Source organism: Roseateles sp. GW821-FHT09B06 (assembly GCF_059418245.1).
In genome coordinates, this window is record NZ_JBWKPM010000010.1 from 43,519 (window position 1) to 66,735 (window position 23,217).

The window sequence follows — 23,217 nt, forward strand, 5'->3', positions numbered from 1 at the left end:
AGCGCGATTTCCGCGCGCCGGACCATGCGAGACTGCACCGGTTCGCATTGCGGGAGCACGAGACATGAGGATCTGCATCGTCGGCGCCGGTGCCATCGGCGGCTGGTTCGCCGCGCATCTGGGCCATCGGCTGGGCAGCGAGGTGGCCCTGAGCGCGCTGGCGCGCGGCGCCACGCTGGCCGCGCTGCGCGCGCATGGGCTGCGCATGCAGAGCAGCGACGGCGAACGCATCGTCGTGCCGATCCGCGCCAGCGAGCGGCCCGAGGAGCTGGGCCCGCAGGATCTGGTGGTGGTGGCCGTCAAGGGCCCGGCGCTGGCGGCGGTGGCGCCCGCGGTGCAGGTCTTGCTGGGCCCCGAGACGCGCGTGCTGGTGGCGATGAATGGCGTGCCCTGGTGGTTCTTCGACGGCCTGGGCGGCCCGCTGGACGGCCAGCGCCTGGAGTCGGTGGACCCGGGCGGCCGGATCGCGGCCCTGATCCCGTCGGATCGGGTGATCGGTGCGGTGGTGCATGCCAGCTGCACGACGCCCGAGCCCGGTCTGGTCAGGCATGTGATGGGCATGGGCCTGATCCTCGGTGCGCCCGCGGGCGGCCGGCCCGCGCATATCGAGGCGCTGGCCGCGCTGCTGCAGCGCGCCGGCTTCAATGCCACGGTCTCGGAGCGCATCCAGCGCGACATCTGGTTCAAGCTCTGGGGCAATATGACGATGAACCCGATCTCGGCCCTGACCGGGGCGACGGCCGACCGCATCCTCGACGACGCGCTGGTGCGCGGCTTCGTGACGAACGTGATGGTCGAGGCGGCCGAGATCGGCGCGCGCATCGGCTGCGCGGTCGACCAGACGCCCGAGCAGCGCCATGCGGTGACGCGCAAGCTGGGAGCCTTCAAGACCTCGATGCTGCAGGACGTGGAGGCCGGCCGGCCGCTGGAGCTGGACGCGCTGGTGGCCTCGGTGCGCGAGATCGCGCAGAAGCTGGACATCGCGACGCCGCACACCGATGCGATGCTGGGCCTGGCGCGGCTGATGGCGCGGACGCGCGGGCTGTATTAGGCGAGCAGGTACTCCCGCGCCAACTCCCGCGCCCGGTGCAGCCGGCTCTTGACCGCGGCCACGGTCAGCCCGAGGCGTTCGGCGATCTCGGCGATGGCGAGCTCCTCGAAGTCGCGCAGCAGGATCACCTCGCGGTAATGCGCGGGCAGCGATTGCAGCGCATGGGAGAGTTCCAGGCGCAGCTGGTCGTCGTTGCCATGGGCGGCCAGCCAATGCTCGAGCCGCTCCTCGTCATAGGGGTCGTAGTCGAAGGCCTTGCGCCCGAGGCGCCGACATTCGCGCTGCACCACGCGCAGCAGCCAGCCCGAGAAGGCGGCGACGGCGCGCAGCCCGTGCAGGCGCCGCGCCAGCAGCAGCAGGGCCTCCTGCACCGCATCGTCGACATCGCTGATCAGGCAGTGCCGCTGCGCATAGCGCCGCACGTCGGGGCGGCACAGGCGCAGCAACTGCTCCATCGCGCGCGCGTCGCCGCCATGGGCGGCTTCGAGCACGGGCAGGTGTTGGGCGGCGAGGGCCATGGTTCGATTGTCAGCGGATTATTTGCCGGGCTGCCTGAGCCTGCGGCCGACCAGGGCGCAGGCCGGGCAGAAGCCGAACAGGCCGGAGGCCAGCGCGCCGATGGCCGCGGCACCGAGCAGCCAGCCCCAGGTGCCGTCCAGCGCGGTGACCGCGGCGGCGCCCAGCGCCAGACCGCCGGCGACGCGCAGCACCCGTTCCCAGTTCGGGACATTCTTGACATAGAACATGTGGATCACTCCTGATAAGGTCCGAGGGAAAACATCCTCGATAGCTAAGAGGCGGGCGAAGGGCAAAAGGATTCGCGCCGCCAAAAAATATTTGCTGGAGCCCCGATCGATGCCGACCCCGACGAGCCGTTTCCGGCGCCGCCTCGGCGCCCTGATGCTGATGACGCTGCTGGGCGGCTGCGCCGCCGGGGCGCTGGCCGCACCGCCGCTGGTGATCGGCCACCGCGGCGCCTCCGGCTACCGGCCCGAGCACACGCTGGAGGCCTACCGCCTGGCGATCGAGCAGGGGGCCGACTACATCGAGCCCGACCTGGTGCTGAGCCGGGACGGCGTGCTGCTGGCCCGCCACGAGCCGCTGCTGGCGCGCGTGGAACTGGAAGCCGACGGCCGCACGATCAGGCGCGACGCCGCGGGCCAACCGCTGCTGCACCGCAGCGACACCAGCACCAATGTCTGGATGCTGGAGAAATATGCCGGGCGGCTGACGGTCAAGCAGGTCGACGGTCGCCCGATGGCCGGCTGGTTCGCCGAGGATTTCACGGCCGCCGAGATCCGCGCCGACATCCGCGCCCAGGAGCGGCTGCGCGACCAGCGCCCGGCCAACAACGAGCACAACGACCGCCATCCCATTCCGACCCTGGACGAGGTGATCGCGCTGGCCCGGGCGCGCGGGGTGGGCATCTATCCGGAGACCAAGCATCCCAGCTACTTCAAGGCCTTCACCGATGCCGCCGGCCTGCCGCGGCTGGAGGACCGGCTGCTGGAAGCGCTGCACGCGGCCTATGGCAACCGGAGCGACGCGCCGGTCTTCATCCAGTCCTTCGAGGTGGCGAATCTGCAATATCTGCGCGGCAAGACGAAACTGCGCCTGGTGCAACTGCTGAGCGCCACGGGCAAGCCCCATGACTTCGCCGCGGCCGGCGATGCGCGCGGCTATCAGGAGCTGGCCCGGCCCGAGGGGCTGGACTTCATCAAGCGCTATGCCGACGGCGTGGGGGCTCACCTGAATCTGATCGTCCCGCCGACCGGCACGCCCACGCCCTTGGTGGCCGAGGCGCACCGGCGCGGCCTGCTGGTCCACGGCTGGACCTTCCGGGCGGAGAACGGCTTTCTGCCGGCCGAATACCGCCGCGAGGGTCAGGCCCTGGGCGACATGGCGGGGCAGATCAGACGCTTCGTGGAACTGGGCATGGACGGCTTCTTCACCGACCAGCCCGACCTGGGGCGAGCGGCCCTGCGGCCCTGATCGATCAGCCGAGCGGCCTGACGCCCAGCCAGGCGCCGTGCACCCAGAAGGCAAAGCCGGCCCAGGCCAAGGTGCCGAGGACCAGGGTCAGCAGCGTGCCGGTGCTGCTGCCCGCCGGCGCCGCCACGCCGACCGCCCGGTCGCGCCGGCGCGCGTTGCGAAAGCACAGCAGGGCCCAGAGCAGGAAGCCGCCGAACAGCAGCAGGTCGGCCAGCGTGTTGTTGGCCAGCAGATGGGCCAGGGCCCAGAGCTTGACGCCCACCAGCATCGGGTGGCCGAGGCGGGCCTTGAAATGGTTGCGCGGCACATAGGCGGCCGCCAGCAGCACGAAGGCCGGCAGGGTCAGCAGCGCGGCCAGGTGGTTCATGCCGCGCGGCACGGCCCACAGCATGGTGGGCGTCTGGCGCGCCTGGGCATAGCCCCAGAGGATCAGGCCGAAGCCGAGCAGGGACAGGGCGGTATAGCCGAGCTTCCAGGGCTTTTCGCCCCATTGCGCGATGCGGGCCCGGCGCCAGGGCTCGGCGACCATGCGCAGCGAATGGACGCCGAGGAAGAGAACGAGTCCGAGGATCAGGGCGGTCATGCGGGGCGTCTCCGGGCCGGGTGATCCGGCGTCGGCATTGTGCCCCGGGCGCGGCGCTTATCAGCTCAAGAGCTGTTCCAGGCTCCAGAGCAGGGCCGGGTAGACCAGGCCCCAGATGGCCGCCACCAGGATCACGGCCTTCAGGGCCGTCATCATGTTGTGCGCGCGGGGCGAATGCAGGGCTTGCGACAGCGGCTTGATGGACATCGATGCACTCCAGGCTGGATGGATCTTGCCTGCAACGAGCAAGGCCCATGCCCGGTGTACCGGAGTCGCCCCGGGTTTCATGCGCTGCGGTCGACGCGCAGCGCCAGCACCACCGAGCTGGTGGTCTTGATCACGCCCTCGATGTCGCCAATTTCATCCAGCAAGGCATCCAGCCGCATCGTCGACTCGGCGCGCAGCACCGCCATGTAGTCGAACTCGCCGCTGACCGAGGCCAGCTGGCGCAGTTCCGGAAAGCCGGAGAGCGTCTTCACCACCTCACGGCCCGCGCGCGGCTGCACCGTGACGCCCACGAAGGCCTGCACGCCGCGGTCCTGCGCCGCGCTGCCGAGCTTGGCCGTGTAGCCGACGATCGCGCCGGACTGTTCCAGCCGCGCCAGGCGTGCCACCACCGTGGTGCGCGCCACGCCCAGTTTGCGTGCCAGATCGGCCGTGCTGGCGCGGGCGTTGGCCTGCAGCAAGGTGATCAGCTGGCGGTCGATCGAGTCCTTGGCGTTGGACGTTGCTTCCATGCTCATGGATTACCCTGTATTTTGACGATGTGATTTGATAGTTTGTCATATCGTCAAAATCATCTGATATTTCGACGAATGATCGCTTTCTTTCGTCCGAGCTACTTCCTAGACTGCGGCGCATTCAGAGCCCATTTTTCGAGGAGTTCCCCATGAAGATCGCCCTGCTCGGCGCCGGCCATATCGGCCAGACCATCGCCCGCCTGCTGCATGCCACCGGCGACTACCAGGTCACCGTGATCGACAAGAACGCGAAGTACCTGGCCGTGCTGGCGACCGAGGGCATCGCCACCGCCGAGGTGGACACCGAGAACAAGGCGGCGCTGGCGGCCCAGCTGCGCGGCAAGGACGCGGTGGTCAATGCCTTGCCCTACCACCTGGCCATCACCGCCGCGACGCTGGCGCTGGAATGCGGCTGCCACTATTTCGACCTGACCGAGGACGTGGCCGCCACCAAGGCCATCAAGGACCTGGCCAAGAGCGCCAAGACCGCCTTCATGCCGCAATGCGGCCTGGCGCCGGGCTTCATCGGCATCGTCGCGCATCACCTGGCCAAGGGCTTCGACGAGGTGCGCGATGTGCAGATGCGCGTCGGCGCGCTGCCGGCCTTCCCGACCAATGCCCTGAAGTACAACCTGACCTGGAGCGTCGACGGCCTGATCAACGAGTACTGCCATCCCTGCGAGGCCATCCATGGCGGCGAGTTCATCTCGGCCCTGCCGCTGGAAGGCCTGGAGCATTTCTCGCTGGACGGCACCGAGTACGAGGCCTTCAACACATCGGGCGGCCTGGGCACCCTGTGCGAGACCTGGGCCGGCAAGGTGCGCAACCTCGACTACAAGACCGTGCGCTACCCCGGTCACCGCGACCTGATGAAGTTCCTGCTGGACGACCTGGCACTGAGCAGCGACCAGGAGAAGCTGAAGGACATCATGCGCAAGAGCATGCCCGCGACGATGCAGGACGTGGTGCTGGTCTTCGTCACCGTCTCCGGCATGAAGAACGGCGTGTTGATGCAGGAGGTGTTCGCGCGCAAGATCTTCGCCGAGCGCGATGCGAAAGCGCCGCTGTCGGCCATCCAGATCACCACCGCCGCCGGCATCTGCGCCGCTGTCGACCTGTTCCGCGAGGGTCTGCTGCCGCAGCGGGGCTTCATCCGGCAGGAAGAGGTCGAGCTGCCGGCCTTCCTGGCGAACCGCTTCGGCCGGGCCTATCAGCAGTCGCGCCAGGTCGAGTCGATCGGTTAAGTGAGAATCCAGACCATGACGAACATTCAAACGCAAGACCTGCTGGCCGCCCTGGGCGTGCCGGCCGCCGCCGTCACCGGCGGCACCCTGAAGGTGCGCAGCCCGATCGACGGCGCGCAGATCGGCGCGGTCCACGAGGCCAGCGCCGCCGAGATGACGGCCGCCGTCGAGCGTGCCCATGCCGCCTTCCTCGCATGGCGTACGGTGCCGGCCCCGAAGCGCGGCGAGCTGGTGCGCCTGTTCGGCGAGGAGCTGCGCCGCCACAAGGCGGACCTGGCCCGCCTGGTCTCGCTGGAGGCCGGCAAGGTGAGCAGCGAGGGCGAGGGCGAGGTGCAGGAGATGATCGACATCTGCGACTTCGCCGTCGGTCTGTCGCGCCAGCTGCATGGCCTGACCATCGCCAGCGAGCGCCCCGGCCACCGCATGATGGAGCAGTACCTGCCGCTGGGCGTCGTGGGCATCATCTCGGCCTTCAACTTCCCGGTGGCGGTCTGGGCCTGGAACTCGGCCCTGGCCCTGGTCTGCGGCGACAGCTGCATCTGGAAGCCCAGCGAGAAGACCCCGCTGACGGCGCTCGCGACGCAGGCGCTTTTCGAGAAGGCCGTCGCACGCTATATCGCCAATGGATCTGGCGCTCCGGCGCACCTGTCCCAGGTGCTGAACGGCGGCGCCGCGGTCGGCGAGGCGATGGTGGACGACGCCCGCGTCGCGCTGGTCTCCGCCACCGGCTCCACCCGCATGGGCCGGGCGGTCGGCCCGCGCGTCGCCGCGCGCTTCGGCCGTTGTCTGCTGGAGCTGGGCGGCAACAACGCCATCATCGTGACCCCCAGCGCCGACCTGGACCTGGCGGTGCGCGGCATCCTGTTCGGCGCCTACGGCACGGCCGGCCAGCGTTGCACCACGACGCGCCGCGTGATCGCGCATGAATCGATTCACGACGAACTGGTGGCCCGCCTGGATCGCGCCCGTGCGCAGCTGAAGATCGGCTCGCCGGTCGAGCCCGGCAAGCTGATCGGCCCGCTGATCGACCAGGGCGCTTTCGAGGCCATGCAGGCCGCGCTGAAGGCCGCGCGCGAGCAGGGCGGCGAGGTCAGCGGCGGCGGTCGCGCACTGGCCGAGCAATACCCCGAGGCCTGGTACGCGGTGCCGGCCCTGGTGCGCATGCCGGCCCAGACCGAGATCGTCAGGCACGAGACCTTTGCGCCGATCCTCTACACGCTGAAGTACAAGACCCTGGACGAGGCGATCGCGCTGCAGAACGAGGTGCCGCAGGGCCTGTCGTCGGCCATCTTCACCAATGACATCCGCGAGGCCGAGACCTTTGTCAGCGCCAACGGTTCGGACTGCGGCATCGCCAACGTCAATATCGGCACCTCGGGCGCCGAGATCGGCGGCGCCTTCGGCGGCGAGAAGGAGACCGGCGGCGGCCGCGAATCCGGCTCTGACGCATGGAAGGCGTACATGCGCCGCACGACCAACACGGTGAACTACTCGCGCGAACTGCCGCTCGCCCAGGGCGTGAAGTTCGATATCTGACCCACCCCCTACGCGCTACGCGCGCCCCCTCAAGGGGGCGAGCCCGTAGGACCGGCGGAGCCGGATCCTCGGGCTCTGTTGGGGTGGGCTGGCGTTAGCGCATGAGCCATGCGCTAACGCTTTTTTCATTCAAGACTTCTTTGGGGTTTAGAGAAATGCTTGTTGTTGCCGATACCGGCCTGTTCCGCCTGCTCGCTTCCCTGCTCGGCGAGGCCGAGGCCCAGAACACGTTCGACCAGCTGCATGTCGTGCCGGCCCTGCTGCAGCCGATCGGCGCCCAGGTCTCGCGCGCCGAGCTGGCCCAGGCGCTGAACATGGCGCTGTTCGTCGACGTGATGAAGCGCGTGCCCGAGGGCGCGGCCTATGTGGCCGACAACCAGCGCGCCGGCCAGGCCTTGGTGTTCGACCATGGCGCCTTGCGCACCGTGGCCTGGCCCAGCGGCGCGCTGCCGCCCGGCGAGGCGGCGATCACCCGCGTGCTGCGCCCGCTGGGCTATGCCCATGCCGAGACCTATCCTTTACCTAAGCTGAAGATGACCGGCCGCAGCTGGCGGCATCAGGACCTGCCCGAGGACATTGCGCAGTTCTTTGTCTCCGAGCTGCACCCCGAACAGTTCAGCGGCGAGTTTCAGGCCGCGGTAGGCCGCGTGATCGGCGCCTCGCGCGACCCGCTGTCGGCCACCGACGGCGCCGCGCTGGAGCGCCTGGCGCGCGACCGGAGCCTGCCCTGGGTCGAGGCCCTGGCCCTGCTGCCGCGGCTCGTCGCCTGCTTCGAGCGCCAGCATCCGCTGTTCAGCCTGGCCGACTACGAGCTGCTGAAGGGCGAGTCGGCCGAGATGGCCTGGATCGCCACCGAGGGCAATGCCTTCAACCATGCGACCGACCGGGTGGCCGACGTCGAGGCCGTGGCCGATCTGCAGCGCGCGCTGGGCCGCCCGATCAAGGACAGCATCGAGACCTCGAAGAGCGGCCGCGTGCGCCAGACCGCTTTCCGCGCGGCTTTGGTCGCTCGCCAGTTCCTGCACGAGGGCCGGGTCGTGACCCTGTCCGTGCCGGGCAGCTTCCACGAGTTCATCCAGCGCGATAAGGAAGAAGGAAGCGGAGCCCTGGATCTGCGCTTCGATGCCGGCAACGCCACCGGCATCTTCAAGATGACGGCCGAGGCCTGCTGATGGCGTCTTTTGTCGACGCCGCCCGCGCCATCGTCGGCGCCGAGTTCGCGATCGAGGGCGCGGCCATCGAGCCGCGCTATCTGGAGCCGGCCCGCTACGCACCGGGCCGCGCCGCAGTCCTCGTGCGCCCGACCACGACCGAGCAGGTCGCGGCCCTGGTGAAGCTGACGGCCGGGCATGGCCTGACCCTGGTGCCGCAGGGCGCGCACACGGGCCTGGTGCGTGCCGGCACGCCCACCGACGGCGAGCGTCATGTGCTGCTCGCAACGGACCGTCTGCGCGAGCGCTTCGACTTCGACCCGCTGGACCGAACCTTGACCGTCTCGGCCGGCTTCAAGCTCTCCGAGATCAACGAGCGGCTGGAACGCGAGGGCCTGTTCTTCCCGATCGACCTCAGTGCCGACCCCAGCGTCGGCGGCATGCTGGCCCACAACACCGGCGGCACCCGCATGCTGCGTTATGGCGACGTGCGCGCCAACACCCTGGCGCTGACCGCGGTGCTGGCCCAGGGCCAGGTCTTGCGCGCCGGCAAGGGGCTGCAGAAGGACAACGCCGGCCTGGCGCTGCAGCAGCTGTTCATCGGCAGTTCCGGTTCGCTGGGCGTGATCACCGAGGCCACCTTGAAGCTGCACCCGCTGCCGCGCCAGCGCGCCGCGACCCTGGTGGCGCCGGCCGATCTGGATGCGGTGTTCCCGCTGTACCGGCAGATCATGGCCAGCGAGCTGGCCGGCCTGGTCAGTGCCTTCGAGGGCATCTCGAAGCCGGCCATGCAGGCGGCGCTTCAGCATGTCGGTGACCCGGGCCGACTGTTCGACGGCCAGCTGCCCGACTACGCGCTGCTGATCGAGCTGGCCAGCGAGCTGCCCGCCGCGCGGCTGGACCTGAACGCGCTCTTGCAGGAGCTGCTGGAGCACGAGTTCGAGAGCGGCCGGGTGGTCGATGCGGTGTTCGGTGCCGACCAGGAGATCTGGGGCCTGCGCCACAGCATCAGCGAGGGCCTGCGCGATTGGGGCAAGGTGATCGGCTTCGATGTCTCGCTGCCGCGCCGACATTTCATGCGCTTCCGCGCCGAGGGCGCGGCCTGGCTGGCCGAGCATTTCCCGCGGGCCCGCGTGGCCGACTTCGGCCATCTGGGCGATGGGGGGCTGCACTTCAACCTGGCCTGGCCGCATGAGGCGCCGCCGCTCGACGCCGACGCGATGTCGCGGCTGCGCGCCGGCATCAACGCGATCGTCGTCGCGCTCGGTGGCAGCTTCAGCGCCGAACATGGCGTCGGGCCGCAGATCCAAGAGGCCTACTGGCAGCTCAGCGACGCGGCTACCTTGGAGCTGGCGGGACGCATCGAGGCACTGATGAACCCGGACCGGGTGTTGGGGCTGACGCGATTCGGTCCGCCCGATGCCGATGCTTGATCACCCCCGAAAAACCATGCTATAGTTCGACCTCTTCGCTGCTGACGCAGTTGAGAAAAATCCTGAAAACCGGAACCTTTGAGTTCTGGGACTAGCCCAGGTGGCGGAATTGGTAGACGCACTAGTTTCAGGTACTAGCGGGTAACTCCGTGGAGGTTCGAGTCCTCTCCTGGGCACCAAATACAGAAGGCCAGCACGCAAGTGCTGGCCTTTTCGTTTTGCGGTTCCCGATGCTGCTAGGCTGTGGCCATGAACGATCTGCGCACCCTGAGCCGGCAGTTCCCCCACGCCGGCCGGCTCGACGCCATCTGGCTGCGCCCGGCGCGGCGCGAACCCGTGCTCGGCGTCGGGCAGGCCCTTGCGATCGAGGCCCGCGGCCTCGACGGCGATCGCCACCAGGGCAGCGGCAAGCGCCAGGTCACGCTGATCCAGGCCGAGCACCTGGCGGTGGTCGCCGCGCTGCTGGGGCGGGCAAGCCTTGACCCCGGCCTCGATGCTGGTCTGTTGCGCCGCAATCTGGTCGTCTCGGGCCTGAACCTGCTGGCCGCCCGCAGCCTGTTCCACGACCAGGCCCTGCGCCTGTGGATCGGCGCCGAGGTCGAGCTGGAATTGACCGGCCCCTGCGAGCCCTGCTCGCGCATGGAGGAGCTGCTGGGCCCCGGCGGCTACAACGCGATGCGCGGCCACGGCGGCATGACGGCGCGCGTGCTGCGCGGCGGCATGCTGCGCGTGGGCGATTCGCTCAGCGTGCGCCCAGTGCCTGTTCTTTGAACTCGCGCAGATCGCGCGCCGGCGGCGCACCGAACATGCGGCTGTATTCGCGGCTGAACTGCGACGGGCTCTGATAGCCGACCCGGTGCGCCGCGCTGGCGGCGTCCAGGCCGCCGGCCAGCAGCAGGCTGCGCGCTTCCTGCAGGCGCAGACGCTTCTGGTATTGCAGCGGGCTCATCGCGGTGACGGCCTTGAAGTGGTGATGCAGCGAGGAGGGGCTCATGTGCACGGCCGCGGCCATGTCGGCGATGCTCAGCGGCTCGGCATAGCGCTGGCGCAGCCAGTTGATGGCCTGGGCGATGCGGGCCGAGCCGCCGCTGTTGCCGAGGGTCTGCGCCAGGCGCCAGCCCTCGGGGCCGGACAGCAGTCGGTACAGGAATTCCTGCAGCGCCAGCGGCGCCAGCGCGGGCAGATGCTGCGGCGTTTCCAGCAGGCGCAGCAGGCGCAGCAGCGGGTCCAGCAGCTCGACGCTGTTGTGACCCACGAACAGGCCGCGCGCGCTGGCCGCTCCCGCACCCTGCGGTGGCCTCAGATGGCGGGCCAGCTCGGCCAGCTGGGCGGGGTCGAAATCGAGCCGCACGCACAGATAGGGTTGTTCGCACGAGGCCTGCAGCACCTGGCCCATCACCGGCAGATCCTGGCTCACCACCAGGTAGTGGCTGGCGTTGTAGTCGTAGAGCTCGTCGGCCAGATACAGGCGCTTGGCCCCTTGCGCGATCACGCAGATGGCCGGTTTGTGCAGACCGTGATGCGGCTCGGTGGGGGCGTTGGTGCGCCACAGGCTCAGGCCCGGCACCGGCGTGTGGTGCTCGCCTTCGCTGGCGGCCAGCGCTGACAGGCGTTGCGCCAGCTCGGCCTGGCGCAGCAGCAGCTGGACCTGGGGTTCACCGGTCGTGGGTGCGGGCTTGGCGGAGAGGGCGGGGCTGGGCATGGCGCGAGTCTAGTCAGGCCGGCCGGCGCATGCACCGGCGCGCGGCCAGATTCGCAGCTTTGGGCAAGAAGCCTGGAGGAACCGGCTACCGTGGCACCCCGTCGCCTTCCTAGACTGCCCTGCCATGCCCGGACCAAGACGGACCGGGCCGCGCTGCAAGGAGTCGAGCATGTCTGCAATGTTGTTGTCGTCTGGAATTTCTGCTGGCATCGAAGGCAAGGTGATCGCCATCACCGAGGCCGGCAGCGGCATTGGCGCGGCCGCCGCGGCGTTGCTGGCCGCGCGCGGCGCCCATGTGATGCTGGGTTCGCGGCGCCCTGCTCAGGTGGCGGCGCAGGCCGAAGCGCTGGCGCGCTGCGGTGGCTCGGTGCGGCATCAGGCGGTCGACGTGACGGACCGTCGCGATGCGCAGCGCTTCATCAGCCTGGCCCATGCCTGGTTCGGGCGCCTGGACGTGATCGTCAACAGCGCGGGCCTGAGCCTGGCGTCGCCGCTGCAGGCCCTCAGCATCGAGGACTGGGACCGCATGATCGACGTCAACCTGCGCGGCACGCTGCACGGCATCGCAGCGGGGCTGCCGCTGCTACAGGCCCGCGGCCATGGGCAGATCATCAATATCGCGACCCGGGGCCGGGTCTTGCCCGGCGCGGCCGTGCATGGCGCAACCCAGCGGGCCGTGCGCATGCTCACCGAGGGCCTGCGCCGTGAACTGGGGGGCGAGGCGTCGCCGCTGCGCATCACGCAGATCGCACTGGCAATGAATGCTTACGAAGACGCCGGGCGCTGGGCCGATGCCGGCGCGCAGGCGATTGCGGACGCGGTGGCGCGGGCGCATCTGCGCGATGCCGACGAGCTGGTGGTGCGATGTTTTGACGAAACTCCGGTGAGTTTTGACGAAACGCTGATCCGCGCCAAGGGCGTAGATCAGCGTTTTCCCGCGTCGTCATCGGGATCGTGGGCTTTTTTCGGTGAGAATGGCGCCCGCCCGAGATCGTCGGGCGCCAATTTGAACTGAGACTCAGGAATGAACAAAACCGAACTGATCGAGCACCTGGCTGGCAAGCATGAGCTGACGAAGGCCGAAGCCGGCCGCATCATCGAAACCCTGCTGGATGCGGTGGTGAGCACCGTCAAGAAGGGCGGCCAGGTCTCCATCCCCGGCTTTGGCTCCTTCAAGCAGCACGCCCGTGCCGCCCGTACCGGCGTGAACCCCAGCACCGGCGACAAGATCAAGATCGCCGCCGCCAAGCTGCCCAAGTTCACCCCGGGCGCCGGCTTCAAGGCCGCCGTGGACCCCAAGGCCGCCGCTCGCAAGGCTGCCAAGGCTGCCGAGAAGCCCGCCGCCAAGCCCGCTGCCAAGCCGGCCAAGAAGGCCGCCAAGAAGTAATCACCGCTTCTTCGGACCTTTGCGAAGGGCCGGATCGCCGCGAGGCGTCCGGCCTTTTTTCTTGCGCGCGTTGGGCGGTGGCCGTCGCTCAGGCCAGGCGCGGCGCCGCGGTCTCGAAATGCTCGACCTGGGGCGGCTCGGCGAAGAAGGGGCCGACGATGGCGCGCCATTCGGCGAACAGCGGGCCGCCGCGGAAATGCACGGTGTGGTCTTCGAGCGTGGCCCATTCGATCAGCAGCAGATAGCGCTCGGGCGACTCGATGCCATGCTGCAGCTGATAGCGCTGGAAACCTTGCGCCCGGCTGATCACCGTGCCCACGCCGCGCAGCAGCGCCTCTTCGAAGGCGGCCTGCTGGCCGGGCCGGATGCGGATGTCGGCGACTTCAAGAATCATGATGCGTAGCTCCTCAAGGGTCGCGACAGTGTGGCACCGATTCGGCGGGGTTGGCGCGCGGCCGCCCGGCCACCAAGAGGCAGTAGACGGCGCGGGTCTCGCGAGGGTGCGCGTCGGTTCGATTTATTCGAAGTGACGGGGTCATAAATTCGCATTTACCCGAATGGGAGCGCGCGTTATCGTGCGCTCTTCGCATTTCTGGCGAGCCTTTGCGGGCCGTCCCAAGCCGTGGAATTCCTTCTCGACCCCAATCTCTGGATCGCGTTCGCGATGCTCACCGCGCTGGAAATCGTGCTGGGCGTGGACAACATCATCTTCATCTCCATCCTGGTCGGTCGTCTGCCCGCGCATCTGCGCGACAAGGCCCGCCGTCTGGGGCTCGGGTTCGCGATGCTGTCGCGCCTGGCGCTGCTGTTCTCGCTGAGCTGGGTGATGGGCCTGACCGAGACCCTGTTCAGCGTGGTCGGCCAGGACATCAGCGGACGCGATCTGGTGCTGCTGTTCGGCGGCCTGTTCCTGCTCTACAAGGCCTCGCACGAGATCTTCGTCGAAGTGGAGGCGCACGAGCAGGACGGCCCGCCCAGCACCGACGAGAAGCAGCTGAAGGCGGCCGGCCAGCGCCTGTTCTGGGGCATCATCGGTCAGATCGCCGTGATCGACATCGTGTTCTCGCTGGACTCGGTGATCACCGCGGTGGGCATGGTGGACCAGATCGGCGTGATGGTCGCGGCGGTCGTGGCCTCGGTGGGCGTGATGCTGGTGGCCGCCAAGCCGATCGGCGAGTTCGTCGACCGCCACCCCTCGGTCAAGGTGCTGGCCCTGGCCTTCCTGGTGATGGTGGGCATGGCGCTGACGGCCGAAGCCTTCGATGCCCATGTGCCCAAGGGCTATATCTATGCCGCGATGGCCTTCTCGCTGGCGGTCGAGGCGCTGAACATCCGCGCCCGCGGCAGGCGCCAGGCCAGAGCCCTGGAAGCGCAATGAGGATGCCGGTTCACTTCAGGAGCACCAAATGAAATGTCCCACCTGTACCGATGCCACCCTGGTGATGGCCGACCGCCAGGGCATCGAGATCGACTACTGTCCGCAATGCCGTGGGGTCTGGCTGGACCGTGGCGAGCTCGACAAGCTGATCGAGCGCTCGGTGGCGGCGCAGCCGGCGGCGCGTCCCGTGCCGCAGCCGCAGCAGCCACAAGGCCGCCCCGACTTCGTCGACTCCGACTATCACAAGAAGCAGTACGGCCAGCAAGGCCACTACCGCAAGAAGTCCTGGCTCAGCGATTTCTTCGACTAAGGCGGAGCACCCCTGCGGCCTGCGGGTGCCTGCCAAGGGCCGAGGACTCCGGCCTTGGCGCGCCCGCAGGCCCGGTGGAGCCGGATCCCCGGGTTCCGCCGGGCTCGGGCGGCGCAGCGTTGCACTAGCACCAGCACCAGCACCAGCGTCCTGCGCATGACCGTCTCGGGCCGATCGCGCGGCGCATGTCTCGCGTTAGGATGCGCGCCGATCCCCGATCTTGCCGTCGTACCGCTGTCGTGCCGTCCTCCCGCCGTCGTTTCGCTATCGCCGCCGCCGTTCTCGCGGCACTGGGCCTGCTCACCTTCTTCGGCCTGCGCCTGGCCGTGCGCCAGCTGCAAGCGCAGATCGAGGAGGCCCTGGGCCCGCGCGCCAGCATCGGTGCGATCGCGGCGGACTGGTCGGGCCTCGAGCTGCGGGAGCTGCGCATCAAGGCCGCGCCCGGCTGGCCGGCCGAGGACGAGTTGCGCGCGCGGCGCGTTCGCGTCGAGCCCGAGCTGCGCAGCCTGTTCGGCGGCCCCTGGCGCATCGCCCGCATCGAGGTGGAGGGCGCCTATCTGTCCGCGCTGCGCACGCGCGACGGCCGGCTGCGCCTGCTGCCCGCATTGCTGGAATCGGGGCCGCAGCGCGCGGGCGGCGAGGCACGGCCGCTCTTGGCGATCGAGATCGACAAGCTGAGGCTCGATGACGCCGCGCTGGCCTTCTTCGACGCCTCGGTGCGCCGCCCGCCGCTGCCGCTGCGCCTCGAAGGCCTGCAGGCCGAGGCGGGGCCGCTCGTGCTGCCGGCGCTGGACCGGCCGATCGAGCTCAAGCTGAGCGGCCGCGTCAAGGGGCCGCAGCATGACGGCCGCATCGCGATCGACGGCGAATTCACGCCGGCCACCCAGGACGCCGCCGTGCAGGCGCGCTTCAGCGACGTCGACCTGCTGGCGCTGCAGCCCTATCTGCTGAAGGTGTCCGAGACCGGCGTGCGGCGCGGCAGCCTGGACCTGGAGCTGCAGGCCCGGGTGCATGACAACAAGCTGCGCGCGCCCGGCACGCTGACCCTGCGCCAGCTGGAGCTGGCCAGCGAGGGCGGCGCGCTCGCCACCTTTGCCGGCGTGCCGCGCCAGGCCGTGCTGGCCGCCTTGACGCGCGACGACCAGCTGGTGGTGAGGTTCACCCTGGAGGGCCGGCTCGACGATCCGGCCTTCTCGCTCAACGAGAGCCTGGCCACCAAGATGGCTTCCGGTCTGGCCGAGGGCCTGGGTGTCAGCCTGTCGGGTGTCGTGCAGGGGCTGGGCGGCGTGGTCAAGGGCCTGTTCGGCCGCTGAGTCGCGGCACTGCGATACTTCCGCAAAGACAAGGAGTATTGCGGTGGAGACTTTGCATATCGCGGTGGACAGGCGCGGCGTCGCGCGGCTCACAATGACCCGGCCCGAGGTGTTCAACGCCTTCAACGAGGCCATGATCACCGAGCTGGGCCAGGCCATCGAGCGCCTGACGGCCGACCCTCATGTGCGCCTGATCGTGCTGGCCGGATCCGGCAAGGCCTTCAGCGCCGGTGCCGATCTGCAATGGATGAAGCGGGCCTCCGAGGCCTCGCAGCCCGAGAACGTCGAGGACGCGCGTCGCTTCGCCGCCATGCTGCAGCGCATTGCCGAATGCCCCAAGCCGACGATCGCGCGCGTGCAGGGCCTGGCCCTGGGCGGCGGGGTCGGCCTGGCCGTGGCCTGCGACATCGCGCTGGCCACGCCGGACGCCAAATTCGCGGTCAGCGAAGCGCGCTTCGGCATCCTGCCGGCCGTGATCGGCCCCTATGTGATCAATGCGGTGGGCCCGCGCCAGGCCCGGCGCCTGGCCCTCACCGCCAGCCGCATTCCCGCCCACGAGGCGCTGGCCATGGGCCTGGTGCACGAGGTGGCCGAGGACATCGACGCGGCGCTGGAGCGCTGGGTGCACGAGCTGCTGCAGAACGGCCCGGCCGCGCAGGGTGAGATCAAGGCCCTGTTCGCCCAGCTGGAGGTCGGCCCGATCACGCCCGAGGTGCGCGAGCTGAGCGCGCAGACCATCGCGCGCGTGCGCATGACGGATGAGGCCAAGGAGGGCTTTGCGGCCTTCCTGGCCAAGCGCCCCGCAAACTGGATTCCCACGAAGGACTGAACACCATGAGCGATTGGATTGTTGCGAGCCGTCCCGCAGCCCAGGCAGGCATTGCCGTGATCGGCGCCGGCGTGATGGGGGCGGGCATTGCCCAGGTGGCGGCGCAGGCCGGCCACCCGGTGCAGTTGCTGGACCTGCGCGAGGGCGCGGCGAGCGCGGCGATCGCGCAGATCGCCAAGGGTCTGGATGGTCTGGTGGCCAAGGGCCGCATGGAGGCCGCCGAGCGCGAGGCCGTGCTGGCGCGCATCCGCCCGGCCGGCGCCAGCGTCGAGTTGAAGGACGCGGCCCTGGTGATCGAGGTCATCGTCGAGAAGCTGGAGCCCAAGCAGGCCCTGCTGCGCGAGCTGGACGCCCTGCTGCCGCCCGCGGCCATCATCGCCTCCAACACCTCCTCGATCAGCATCACGGCGCTGGCCAACGGCATGGCGAATCCGGCGCGCCTGGTGGGCATGCACTTCTTCAACCCGGTGCCGCTGATGAAGCTGGTGGAGGTGGTGTCGGGCGCCGAGACCGCGGCCGACGTGGCCCAGGTGATCTTCGAGCTGTCCAAGCGCTGGGGCAAGACGCCGGTGCACGCGAAATCCACGCCGGGGTTCATCGTCAACCGCATCGCGCGCCCCTATTACGCCGAAACCCTGGCCCTGCTGCTGGAGCAGGCCGGCACGCCGGCCGAGCTGGACCGCGCGCTTCGCGGCGCGGGCTTCCGCATGGGCCCCTGCGAGCTGATGGACCTGATCGGCCACGACACCAATTTCCTGGTCACGCAGTCGGTGTTCGAGGCCAACTTCGGCGACAAGCGCTACACGCCCTCGCTGGTGCAGCGCGCGCTGGTGGACGGCGGGCGCCTGGGCCGCAAGGTCGGCAAGGGCTTCTACGAGGGCGCGCCCGCCGCGCCGGCGCCGGCCGCGCCGGCGGCCGTGCCGCAGGACATCGTGCTGGTGGGGCAGGGGTCCCTGGTCGAAGGCCTGGCCGGCTGGCTGGCCCACAAGGGCCTCGCGTTCGCGCGCGAGAGCGCCAGCGATTGGGACGGCCTGAGGCTGGGCGACGGGCTGCAGCTGCATCTGACGACCGGCGCCAGCGCCGCGCAGCTGGCCTTCACGCGCTGCCACGACGCGCTGGCCGTGATCGACTGGCCGCTGGCGCCCGACCGCATCGACGGCCTGGCCTATGCCGCCGGCCCGAAGCTTGGCGAGGCGCAGCGCGCCCAGGTCGAGGACCTGCTGCGCGCCCTGGGTTGGGAGCCGCTGGCGCTGCGCGACGTGCCGGGCCTGGTGGTGGCGCGCACGATCGCGATGCTCATCAACGAGGGCGCCGATGCGGTGTGGCAGGGCGTCTGCGACGAGGCCGGCGCCGACACCGCGATGAAGCTGGGCGTCAATTACCCGGCCGGGCCCTTCGAATGGCTGGCGCTGCTGGGTGCGGTCCCGGTGGTGCAACTGCTGGACGGGCTGTTCGAGGCCTACCGCAGCGAGCGCTACCGGGTCAGCCCGCTGCTGCAACAGCGGCGTTGGTCCGCTTGAGTGGGGCGTGCGGACCTTGGCGGGCGTTTGAATGAAGTGATGATGGCTGCGCGGGTATCGGCCGATCCGCGATGAGCCGGTGCGGCCCCGTGCTGTCGAGAGCCGGGATCGATCGCCGCCGCGCTGCGGGCGGGTTGATGGTTTGTCGGCCTGATCGCCTACCTGCTGCCCGCCCATTTGTTTTTTTGCCCCGGTGCTTCTTTCCTTATGGCCGAGCAACGGATACCGAGCCGAGGCTTTGTCTGTTATTTTCCTTGCCAGGATGCTTGAGGAGGCCGAGCCAACACCGTGCCGGGCATGGGATTTCGGCGCTCCCGGGCAAGAACAGCTAGGGCGCAGCGGTTGCGCCATATATCCAAGTTAGGCTGCATGTGAAAACTCCCGCCCTGCTGAGAGGTGCCTGGCCATCTGCTGCTGCGCCGACAGTTCTTTGGCTTCTCGTCGTTGGGGCAGAAGAGTGGAATTTTCCTAGTGCGCTTGCAGCAATCCTGGCGCTTGCAATCTTCTTTGGCAGCTTTGCATACCTTGTCCGAATCCAGTTTGCTCGCCGGCAGCAATTCAGTGATGTTTCAAAGTCTTTCCTCGCGGCTGAATTGCTTGGGTTCACCCTCCTCTCTGCCGTAATGGTGGTGCTGTGGTTCAAGTAGGAGTAAATGCATTTATGTGGCAACGAGTGCAGCCGAACCGGGCGTATATGGACTCCTCACAAGGGCAAAGATCTGACCGTTTGTGACTCGACGGAAGAAGCACCTGCAGCCGTTATCCGGCATCTGACGAAGTGGGATCGCTTGTGTCCCGTGCCGACATGGAATCTGCATCACCGCGGCGCCAGTCAATGCAAGTGGCAGGCGCAAGTGCTGCCGGAAGAGTTGTCGGCGTCGCGCGGTGTGGGAGGGCTCCCGCTGAGCCATGATGGTCGATCGGATCCATCGCAAGTGGTGGTGAAATGAAGGATGGAGAAGCGCCGGCGAGTTCAGGCCGGCATCGCGAATGTCTGGCGGCGCAGCTTGCGCGCCGCAGCCGCCTCCTCGTTGAATGCCGCGTGATCACGCACACAAACTTCAGGAGAACTCATGTTTGACCACGTCAAATTCGGAGTCAGCGACTATGCAGCGAGCAAAGCGTTCTTCCTCAAGGCACTCGAAGCGCTCGGCGTAGCTGTTGTCTCCGAGGGGGCGCCGACCTACGGTGTCGAACTCAGCCAAAAGGGCAAGGCTTCACTGTGCCTGTACCAAACCGAGGAGAAGCCGGCGCATCTTCACTTGGCCTTCGTGGCCGAGAGTCGCCAGCAAGTCGAAGCGTTCTATCGCGCGGCTCTGGCGGCGGGTGGCAAGGACAATGGCGCTCCTGGCCTGCGCCCGCACTACCACGCAAACTACTATGCAGCTTTCGTCATTGGTCCGGACGGGCACAACATCGAAGTGGTTTGCCACGAACCCCAGGCCTAATCCTTCCATCGAGCGGTGGGACGAAGGCTACGCTTTGGCCTCGCCGCTCATGTCAAACGTTGATATCGCCCCGGCAGCCCGTCCGCCGGGTGCCTTGGTGTAGCTCTACGGGCTTTGTGCCCGCAAGCTACGGCATCGCAGGAGTCGGGCCGCCCGGCGGCACGAAGCCATCTTGTCTAGACCCTACCGCCGATGATCCAGCAGCTTGAGCTTCGATTCGAACCAGACACTGATGGCACGGGTGAGCTTTTTGCATCCGCCCAGCGTGAGTGCTTCTCCGGAGCGGGTTCGGCTTGGTTCAGCGAGGACCAAATCCAATCCTTTGGTGCAAAGCTGCAGTCTTGCTTCCCGCTGGCCGTCGACGCGGAAGTGCGATTGGAGGGGGGGTATTGGGAGTCGGGCAGTTCGCCTCCAAGATTGGCGGACGTGCTGGTGGGCATTCGAATCTATCCGCTTGGAAGCACCGGAGAGATCGGCGTTCACTTGGAGCTAGGGGACGGCAAGTATGAGCATCAACGGCCCGAGAGCCGAGGTCGGGCAAGTTTCGAACTCATGGCCACCTATGAGGACATCCAGAGGTTCGGAGCACAAATCATGCAGTTGGTACGGTCGCCCGACGGCACCGCCCGCCTCTATCAAAATGCGGTCTGACCAGGCTACTGGGACTTCCCAGGAGCTTGCCGAGTCGGTACCGCGGCATTAATCTTCATCAAGACTTGACCCTGGCAGATAGCCATCGCACATGCCGGCATGGTGAAGGACTGAACAGAGAACAGACTGCCACGGTACAGACGGCCTTGTTGCATGCCTCTGAGCATGAGGGCACCCTGGCCTCGGCCGGCATGGGGTACTACACCCGGCCGAGCAGGTCGTCGCGGCAGCCGTCGGAACTCCCCGGCTCTGGGCCGGGTGGACATGGTCGCGACCCCGTCGCTCGGCTGCCGCTCGAGGTGGCCGCCGAGCGATCTGCCCCGCCTCAGCGCGCCGGCGTCCGCAGCCCGAACAGCTCCGCCAGCGCCTCGCGGTATTGCCCCTGCCCGATCGCATTGGTGTTGTGGTGCGAACCGCCCTCCACCAGCACGAAGCGCTTAGGCTCGGGCGCGCGCTCGAACAGCGCACGGCCCAGCTCGGGCTTGATGACGGCGTCCGCGCTGCCATGCACGATCAGCACCGGCATCCTGAGCATGGCGATGCGCGAGGCGGCGTCGAAGCGCTGCGTGATCAGCGGGCCGAACAGCGATCCGGGCAGCCAACCCCAGCGGTAGCTGCCGGCCACCTCGGGGATGGAGGTGAAGCTGCCCTCGACGATCAGGCCGGCCGAGGCCGTGCCGATCTCGCTGGCCAGTTGCACCGCGATCGCGCCGCCCAGCGAGTGGCCGAAGATGTAGCGCGGCGCCTGCGGATGCTTCTCGGCCAGCCAGTCCCAGGCCGCGCGGGCGTCCTCGTAAGCCATGGTCTCCGATGGCAGGATCTTGCTGCTCTGGCCGAAGCCGCGATAGTCGATGCCCAGCACCGAGAATCCCAGCTCCTGCATGCGGCGCATGCGGTTGGCGCTGCCGCGCACATCCCAGCGCGCACCGTGCAGGTAGAGCAGCACCGGAGCGCTGGCATGCTCGCTCGGCGCCCACAGGCCGTGCAGCTTGACCGGGCCGTCGCCGCCCTTGGGCCCGAACTCGATCCAGACCTCGTCCATGCCCCGGGCCGCGGCCAGGCCGCCGGCCCAGCTGCGGTCGCTGGGCTGGAAGATCCATTCGCGCTGTTTCTCGTCCAGGCTGGCGCAGCCGACCAGCAGGCCCAGGGCCAGCAGGGCCGCGCCGGCCAGGCGCAGCCAGGAACGCGGGGAGGAGGGCAGGGATGGGAAACGCATGAGCCCAAGCTTAAGCCGGGCCGCGAAGTCCCCGCCATGCCCGGGTCATGGGGGCGATCCCGGCCGCTGCGCCCTCAGGCGGCGCGCACCACCGGCCCGAGCGGCGCGAAGCTCGCGGCGCTGGCCAAGGGCCAGTAGTAGCTGAACACATTGCCCGGCAGCTCGCCGGCCAGCAGCGCGCCGGGGCGCACGAAGGGCAGCAGGTTGGACAGCAGCTTCACCTCATGTGTGCTGACCCGGTGCACGATGTGGGCGGCGCAGATCTCGCCCGGGTGCGTCAGCCCGGCCGCCTGCACCAGCTCCTGCAGGGCCTTCAGCGTGTTCTCGTGGAAGCGCCAGACGCGCTCGGCCTTGTCGGGCACGACCAGGGCCTGCTGGCGCTGCGCGTCCTGGGTGCTGACGCCGGTCGGGCAATGGCCGGTGTGGCAGGTCTGGGCCTGGATGCAGCCCAGCGCGAACATGAAGCCGCGCGCCGCGTTGCACCAGTCGGCGCCCAGGGCCATCATGCGTGCGATGTCGAAGGCACTGATCACCTTGCCGGCGCAGCCGATCTTCACTCGGTCGCGCAGGTTCAGGCCCACCAGGGTGTTGTGCACCAGCAGCAGCCCTTCCTGCAGCGGCGCGCCCATATGGTCGGTGAACTCCAGCGGCGCCGCGCCGGTGCCGCCCTCGGCGCCGTCGACGACGATGAAATCCGGCAGGATGCCGGTCTCCAGCATGGCCTTGGCGATGGCGAACCATTCCCAGGGATGGCCGATGCAGAGCTTGAAGCCGGTCGGCTTGCCGCCCGAGAGTTCGCGCAGGCGTTCGATGAAATGCAGCATCTCGACCGGGGTCGAGAAGGCGCCGTGGGTGGCCGGCGAGATGCAGTCCTCGCCCTCGGGCACACCGCGCGCCGCGGCAATCTCGGCCGTCACCTTGGGCCCGGGCAGCACGCCGCCATGGCCCGGCTTGGCGCCCTGGCTGAGCTTCAGCTCGATGAGCTTCACCTGGGGATCGCGGGCATTGGCCTCGAAGCGTTCCGGGCTGAACGTGCCGTCCTCGTGGCGGCAGCCGAAATAGCCGGAGCCGATCTCCCAGATCAGGTCGCCGCCATGCTGGCGGTGGTGCGCGCTGATCGAGCCCTCGCCGGTGTCGTGGGCGAAGCCGCCGCGCTTGGCGCCGGCATTGAGCGCCAGGATGGCGTTGGCGCTCAGGGCGCCGAAGCTCATCGCCGAGATATTGAAGATGCTGGCGCTGTAGGGCTGGGCGCGGCCGGCGCCGATGGTCACGCGGAAGTCGTGGCCGGGCAGCCGGGTGGGCTTGAGCGAATGGTTGATCCATTCGTAGCCGCGCCCGCCCACGTCCAGCTGGGTGCCGAAGGGGCGCTTGTCGGGCTCGCCCTTGGCGCGCTGGTAGACCAGGGAGCGCTGCTGGCGCGAGAAGGGCGCGGCCTCGTTGTCGGCCTCTAGGAAATACTGGCGGATCTCGGGGCGGATGAATTCCAGCAGGAAGCGCAGATGGCCGATCACCGGGTAGTTGCGCAGCAGCGAGCGCCTGGTCTGGCGCACATCGTGCAGGCCCACCAGGCACAGCGCGCCGAAGGCCAGCAGCGGCAGCGCGTCGCTGCCGTCCAGCAGCCATATTAGGGCGCTGATCATCGCGGCGATCGCGCAGAACAGCCAGGCGCCGTAGCGGATCGGGAAATGGTGGTCGAGTCGGTGCAGCCAAGCGGGCATGGGGGAAGCCTTCGC

Annotated in this window: 26 protein-coding genes and 1 tRNA gene; 18 read left to right on the forward strand and 9 right to left on the reverse strand. The window is 68.7% G+C overall.

The annotated features are described in order from the left end of the window. The first annotated feature begins 64 nt into the window (after positions 1-64). Positions 65-1,051 carry a 2-dehydropantoate 2-reductase gene (locus AC07OQ_RS11050; protein WP_495053174.1) on the forward strand — a complete coding sequence of 329 codons (987 nt, stop codon included), beginning with the start codon at positions 65-67 and terminating at the stop codon, positions 1,049-1,051. Here the strand turns inward: AC07OQ_RS11050 and AC07OQ_RS11055 are convergent. After that, the gene (locus AC07OQ_RS11055) at positions 1,048-1,569 is read right to left on the reverse strand and encodes an RNA polymerase sigma factor (protein WP_495053175.1); all 522 of its coding nucleotides are present in this window, start codon (positions 1,567-1,569) and stop codon (positions 1,048-1,050) included. The two genes, AC07OQ_RS11050 and AC07OQ_RS11055, sit on opposite strands and share 4 nt — an antisense overlap. A gap of 18 nt (positions 1,570-1,587) precedes the next feature. Beyond that, positions 1,588-1,797: a YgaP-like transmembrane domain gene (locus AC07OQ_RS11060; protein WP_495053176.1), complete on the reverse strand. Its 210-nt coding sequence runs from the start codon at positions 1,795-1,797 to the stop codon at positions 1,588-1,590. Positions 1,798-1,906: 109 nt separating this feature from the next. On the opposite strand from AC07OQ_RS11060, the gene AC07OQ_RS11065 reads away from it, so the two are divergent. After that, the gene (locus tag AC07OQ_RS11065) at positions 1,907-3,043 is read left to right on the forward strand and encodes a glycerophosphodiester phosphodiesterase family protein (protein WP_495053177.1); all 1,137 of its coding nucleotides are present in this window, start codon (positions 1,907-1,909) and stop codon (positions 3,041-3,043) included. Between the two features lie 4 nt (positions 3,044-3,047). On the opposite strand, the gene AC07OQ_RS11070 is transcribed toward AC07OQ_RS11065, so the two are convergent. The 3 genes from AC07OQ_RS11070 to AC07OQ_RS11080 all read right to left on the reverse strand — a co-directional run bounded on the left by AC07OQ_RS11070 (position 3,048) and on the right by AC07OQ_RS11080 (position 4,363). After that, on the reverse strand, positions 3,048-3,626 hold the full coding sequence (locus tag AC07OQ_RS11070; protein WP_495053178.1) for an NnrU family protein: 579 nt from the start codon (positions 3,624-3,626) through the stop codon (positions 3,048-3,050). A gap of 60 nt (positions 3,627-3,686) precedes the next feature. Next, positions 3,687-3,833, reverse strand: coding sequence for a hypothetical protein (locus tag AC07OQ_RS11075; RefSeq protein ID WP_495053179.1), 147 nt, complete (start codon positions 3,831-3,833; stop codon positions 3,687-3,689). 77 nt (positions 3,834-3,910) lie between these two features. Continuing rightward, the gene (locus tag AC07OQ_RS11080; RefSeq protein WP_495053281.1) at positions 3,911-4,363 is read right to left on the reverse strand and encodes an Lrp/AsnC family transcriptional regulator; all 453 of its coding nucleotides are present in this window, start codon (positions 4,361-4,363) and stop codon (positions 3,911-3,913) included. A 152-nt stretch (positions 4,364-4,515) separates the two neighbouring features. Here AC07OQ_RS11080 and AC07OQ_RS11085 point away from each other — a divergent pair, with 152 nt between their 5' ends. The 6 genes from AC07OQ_RS11085 (at position 4,516) to AC07OQ_RS11110 (ending at position 10,501) form a co-directional block, all read left to right on the forward strand. After that, positions 4,516-5,610 carry a saccharopine dehydrogenase family protein gene (locus AC07OQ_RS11085; protein WP_495053180.1) on the forward strand — a complete coding sequence of 365 codons (1,095 nt, stop codon included), beginning with the start codon at positions 4,516-4,518 and terminating at the stop codon, positions 5,608-5,610. A 15-nt stretch (positions 5,611-5,625) separates the two neighbouring features. Further along, the gene (gene amaB / locus AC07OQ_RS11090) at positions 5,626-7,146 is read left to right on the forward strand and encodes an L-piperidine-6-carboxylate dehydrogenase (RefSeq protein ID WP_495053181.1); all 1,521 of its coding nucleotides are present in this window, start codon (positions 5,626-5,628) and stop codon (positions 7,144-7,146) included. A 155-nt stretch (positions 7,147-7,301) separates the two neighbouring features. Continuing rightward, on the forward strand, positions 7,302-8,318 hold the full coding sequence (locus AC07OQ_RS11095; protein ID WP_495053182.1) for a DUF1338 domain-containing protein: 1,017 nt from the start codon (positions 7,302-7,304) through the stop codon (positions 8,316-8,318). Then, positions 8,318-9,730, forward strand: a complete 1,413-nt coding sequence (locus AC07OQ_RS11100) for an FAD-binding oxidoreductase (protein ID WP_495053183.1) — start codon at positions 8,318-8,320, stop codon at positions 9,728-9,730. Before AC07OQ_RS11095 ends, AC07OQ_RS11100 begins: the two co-directional genes overlap by 1 nt. Positions 9,731-9,824: 94 nt before the next feature. Then, positions 9,825-9,909, forward strand: a tRNA-Leu gene (locus tag AC07OQ_RS11105). A gap of 70 nt (positions 9,910-9,979) precedes the next feature. Beyond that, on the forward strand, positions 9,980-10,501 hold the full coding sequence (locus AC07OQ_RS11110) for an MOSC domain-containing protein (RefSeq protein ID WP_495053184.1): 522 nt from the start codon (positions 9,980-9,982) through the stop codon (positions 10,499-10,501). Here AC07OQ_RS11110 and AC07OQ_RS11115 read toward each other — a convergent pair. Next, the gene (locus AC07OQ_RS11115; protein WP_495053185.1) at positions 10,473-11,432 is read right to left on the reverse strand and encodes an AraC family transcriptional regulator; all 960 of its coding nucleotides are present in this window, start codon (positions 11,430-11,432) and stop codon (positions 10,473-10,475) included. The genes AC07OQ_RS11110 and AC07OQ_RS11115 overlap by 29 nt on opposite strands. Positions 11,433-11,652: 220 nt before the next feature. Between AC07OQ_RS11115 and AC07OQ_RS11120 the strand changes: the two genes are divergently transcribed. Both AC07OQ_RS11120 and AC07OQ_RS11125 read left to right on the forward strand, forming a co-directional pair. Continuing rightward, positions 11,653-12,447 (forward strand): SDR family oxidoreductase, encoded by a 795-nt coding sequence (locus AC07OQ_RS11120; protein ID WP_495053186.1) that lies wholly within the window; start codon positions 11,653-11,655, stop codon positions 12,445-12,447. 9 nt (positions 12,448-12,456) lie between these two features. Then, a complete protein-coding gene (locus tag AC07OQ_RS11125; protein ID WP_495053187.1) occupies positions 12,457-12,819 on the forward strand; it encodes an HU family DNA-binding protein in 363 nt (120 codons plus the stop codon). A gap of 88 nt (positions 12,820-12,907) precedes the next feature. Here the strand turns inward: AC07OQ_RS11125 and AC07OQ_RS11130 are convergent, their stop codons facing one another. Next, positions 12,908-13,213: an antibiotic biosynthesis monooxygenase family protein gene (locus AC07OQ_RS11130; RefSeq protein ID WP_495053188.1), complete on the reverse strand. Its 306-nt coding sequence runs from the start codon at positions 13,211-13,213 to the stop codon at positions 12,908-12,910. Positions 13,214-13,441: 228 nt separating this feature from the next. Between AC07OQ_RS11130 and AC07OQ_RS11135 the strand changes: the two genes are divergently transcribed. The 8 genes from AC07OQ_RS11135 (at position 13,442) to AC07OQ_RS11170 (ending at position 20,268) form a co-directional block, all read left to right on the forward strand. Then, the gene (locus AC07OQ_RS11135) at positions 13,442-14,197 is read left to right on the forward strand and encodes a TerC family protein (protein ID WP_495053189.1); all 756 of its coding nucleotides are present in this window, start codon (positions 13,442-13,444) and stop codon (positions 14,195-14,197) included. A gap of 28 nt (positions 14,198-14,225) precedes the next feature. Then, positions 14,226-14,507, forward strand: a complete 282-nt coding sequence (locus tag AC07OQ_RS11140) for a TFIIB-type zinc ribbon-containing protein (RefSeq protein ID WP_495053190.1) — start codon at positions 14,226-14,228, stop codon at positions 14,505-14,507. A gap of 239 nt (positions 14,508-14,746) precedes the next feature. Then, positions 14,747-15,820 carry a DUF748 domain-containing protein gene (locus AC07OQ_RS11145; protein ID WP_495053191.1) on the forward strand — a complete coding sequence of 358 codons (1,074 nt, stop codon included), beginning with the start codon at positions 14,747-14,749 and terminating at the stop codon, positions 15,818-15,820. A gap of 43 nt (positions 15,821-15,863) precedes the next feature. Then, positions 15,864-16,649: an enoyl-CoA hydratase-related protein gene (locus tag AC07OQ_RS11150; RefSeq protein WP_495053192.1), complete on the forward strand. Its 786-nt coding sequence runs from the start codon at positions 15,864-15,866 to the stop codon at positions 16,647-16,649. A 5-nt stretch (positions 16,650-16,654) separates the two neighbouring features. Then, entirely contained in the window at positions 16,655-18,169 is a 1,515-nt protein-coding gene (locus tag AC07OQ_RS11155) for a 3-hydroxyacyl-CoA dehydrogenase (protein ID WP_495053193.1), read from the forward strand. Positions 18,170-18,540: 371 nt separating this feature from the next. Next, positions 18,541-18,816, forward strand: coding sequence for a hypothetical protein (locus tag AC07OQ_RS11160; RefSeq protein ID WP_495053194.1), 276 nt, complete (start codon positions 18,541-18,543; stop codon positions 18,814-18,816). A gap of 426 nt (positions 18,817-19,242) precedes the next feature. Further along, positions 19,243-19,617 (forward strand): VOC family protein, encoded by a 375-nt coding sequence (locus AC07OQ_RS11165; protein WP_495053195.1) that lies wholly within the window; start codon positions 19,243-19,245, stop codon positions 19,615-19,617. Positions 19,618-19,809: 192 nt separating this feature from the next. After that, positions 19,810-20,268: a hypothetical protein gene (locus tag AC07OQ_RS11170; RefSeq protein ID WP_495053196.1), complete on the forward strand. Its 459-nt coding sequence runs from the start codon at positions 19,810-19,812 to the stop codon at positions 20,266-20,268. A gap of 325 nt (positions 20,269-20,593) precedes the next feature. Here the strand turns inward: AC07OQ_RS11170 and AC07OQ_RS11175 are convergent, their stop codons facing one another. Beyond that, positions 20,594-21,484, reverse strand: coding sequence for an alpha/beta hydrolase (locus AC07OQ_RS11175; protein ID WP_495053197.1), 891 nt, complete (start codon positions 21,482-21,484; stop codon positions 20,594-20,596). 74 nt (positions 21,485-21,558) lie between these two features. Next, positions 21,559-23,202 carry an FMN-binding glutamate synthase family protein gene (locus AC07OQ_RS11180; protein WP_495053198.1) on the reverse strand — a complete coding sequence of 548 codons (1,644 nt, stop codon included), beginning with the start codon at positions 23,200-23,202 and terminating at the stop codon, positions 21,559-21,561. Positions 23,203-23,217: the final 15 nt, after the last annotated feature.

What these genes read in the sequence shown, in the direction of transcription:
- AC07OQ_RS11050 (WP_495053174.1), top strand. Translation starts at nt 65, where the DNA reads ATGAGGATCTGCATCGTCGGCGCCGGTGCCATCGGCGGCTGGTTCGCC.
- AC07OQ_RS11055 (WP_495053175.1), bottom strand. Translation starts at nt 1,569, where the DNA reads ATGGCCCTCGCCGCCCAACACCTGCCCGTGCTCGAAGCCGCCCATGGC.
- AC07OQ_RS11060 (WP_495053176.1), bottom strand. Translation starts at nt 1,797, where the DNA reads ATGTTCTATGTCAAGAATGTCCCGAACTGGGAACGGGTGCTGCGCGTC.
- AC07OQ_RS11065 (WP_495053177.1), top strand. Translation starts at nt 1,907, where the DNA reads ATGCCGACCCCGACGAGCCGTTTCCGGCGCCGCCTCGGCGCCCTGATG.
- AC07OQ_RS11070 (WP_495053178.1), bottom strand. Translation starts at nt 3,626, where the DNA reads ATGACCGCCCTGATCCTCGGACTCGTTCTCTTCCTCGGCGTCCATTCG.
- AC07OQ_RS11075 (WP_495053179.1), bottom strand. Translation starts at nt 3,833, where the DNA reads ATGTCCATCAAGCCGCTGTCGCAAGCCCTGCATTCGCCCCGCGCGCAC.
- AC07OQ_RS11080 (WP_495053281.1), bottom strand. Translation starts at nt 4,363, where the DNA reads ATGGAAGCAACGTCCAACGCCAAGGACTCGATCGACCGCCAGCTGATC.
- AC07OQ_RS11085 (WP_495053180.1), top strand. Translation starts at nt 4,516, where the DNA reads ATGAAGATCGCCCTGCTCGGCGCCGGCCATATCGGCCAGACCATCGCC.
- amaB (WP_495053181.1), top strand. Translation starts at nt 5,626, where the DNA reads ATGACGAACATTCAAACGCAAGACCTGCTGGCCGCCCTGGGCGTGCCG.
- AC07OQ_RS11095 (WP_495053182.1), top strand. Translation starts at nt 7,302, where the DNA reads ATGCTTGTTGTTGCCGATACCGGCCTGTTCCGCCTGCTCGCTTCCCTG.
- AC07OQ_RS11100 (WP_495053183.1), top strand. Translation starts at nt 8,318, where the DNA reads ATGGCGTCTTTTGTCGACGCCGCCCGCGCCATCGTCGGCGCCGAGTTC.
- AC07OQ_RS11110 (WP_495053184.1), top strand. Translation starts at nt 9,980, where the DNA reads ATGAACGATCTGCGCACCCTGAGCCGGCAGTTCCCCCACGCCGGCCGG.
- AC07OQ_RS11115 (WP_495053185.1), bottom strand. Translation starts at nt 11,432, where the DNA reads ATGCCCAGCCCCGCCCTCTCCGCCAAGCCCGCACCCACGACCGGTGAA.
- AC07OQ_RS11125 (WP_495053187.1), top strand. Translation starts at nt 12,457, where the DNA reads ATGAACAAAACCGAACTGATCGAGCACCTGGCTGGCAAGCATGAGCTG.
- AC07OQ_RS11130 (WP_495053188.1), bottom strand. Translation starts at nt 13,213, where the DNA reads ATGATTCTTGAAGTCGCCGACATCCGCATCCGGCCCGGCCAGCAGGCC.
- AC07OQ_RS11140 (WP_495053190.1), top strand. Translation starts at nt 14,226, where the DNA reads ATGAAATGTCCCACCTGTACCGATGCCACCCTGGTGATGGCCGACCGC.
- AC07OQ_RS11155 (WP_495053193.1), top strand. Translation starts at nt 16,655, where the DNA reads ATGAGCGATTGGATTGTTGCGAGCCGTCCCGCAGCCCAGGCAGGCATT.
- AC07OQ_RS11165 (WP_495053195.1), top strand. Translation starts at nt 19,243, where the DNA reads ATGTTTGACCACGTCAAATTCGGAGTCAGCGACTATGCAGCGAGCAAA.
- AC07OQ_RS11170 (WP_495053196.1), top strand. Translation starts at nt 19,810, where the DNA reads ATGATCCAGCAGCTTGAGCTTCGATTCGAACCAGACACTGATGGCACG.
- AC07OQ_RS11175 (WP_495053197.1), bottom strand. Translation starts at nt 21,484, where the DNA reads ATGCGTTTCCCATCCCTGCCCTCCTCCCCGCGTTCCTGGCTGCGCCTG.
- AC07OQ_RS11180 (WP_495053198.1), bottom strand. Translation starts at nt 23,202, where the DNA reads ATGCCCGCTTGGCTGCACCGACTCGACCACCATTTCCCGATCCGCTAC.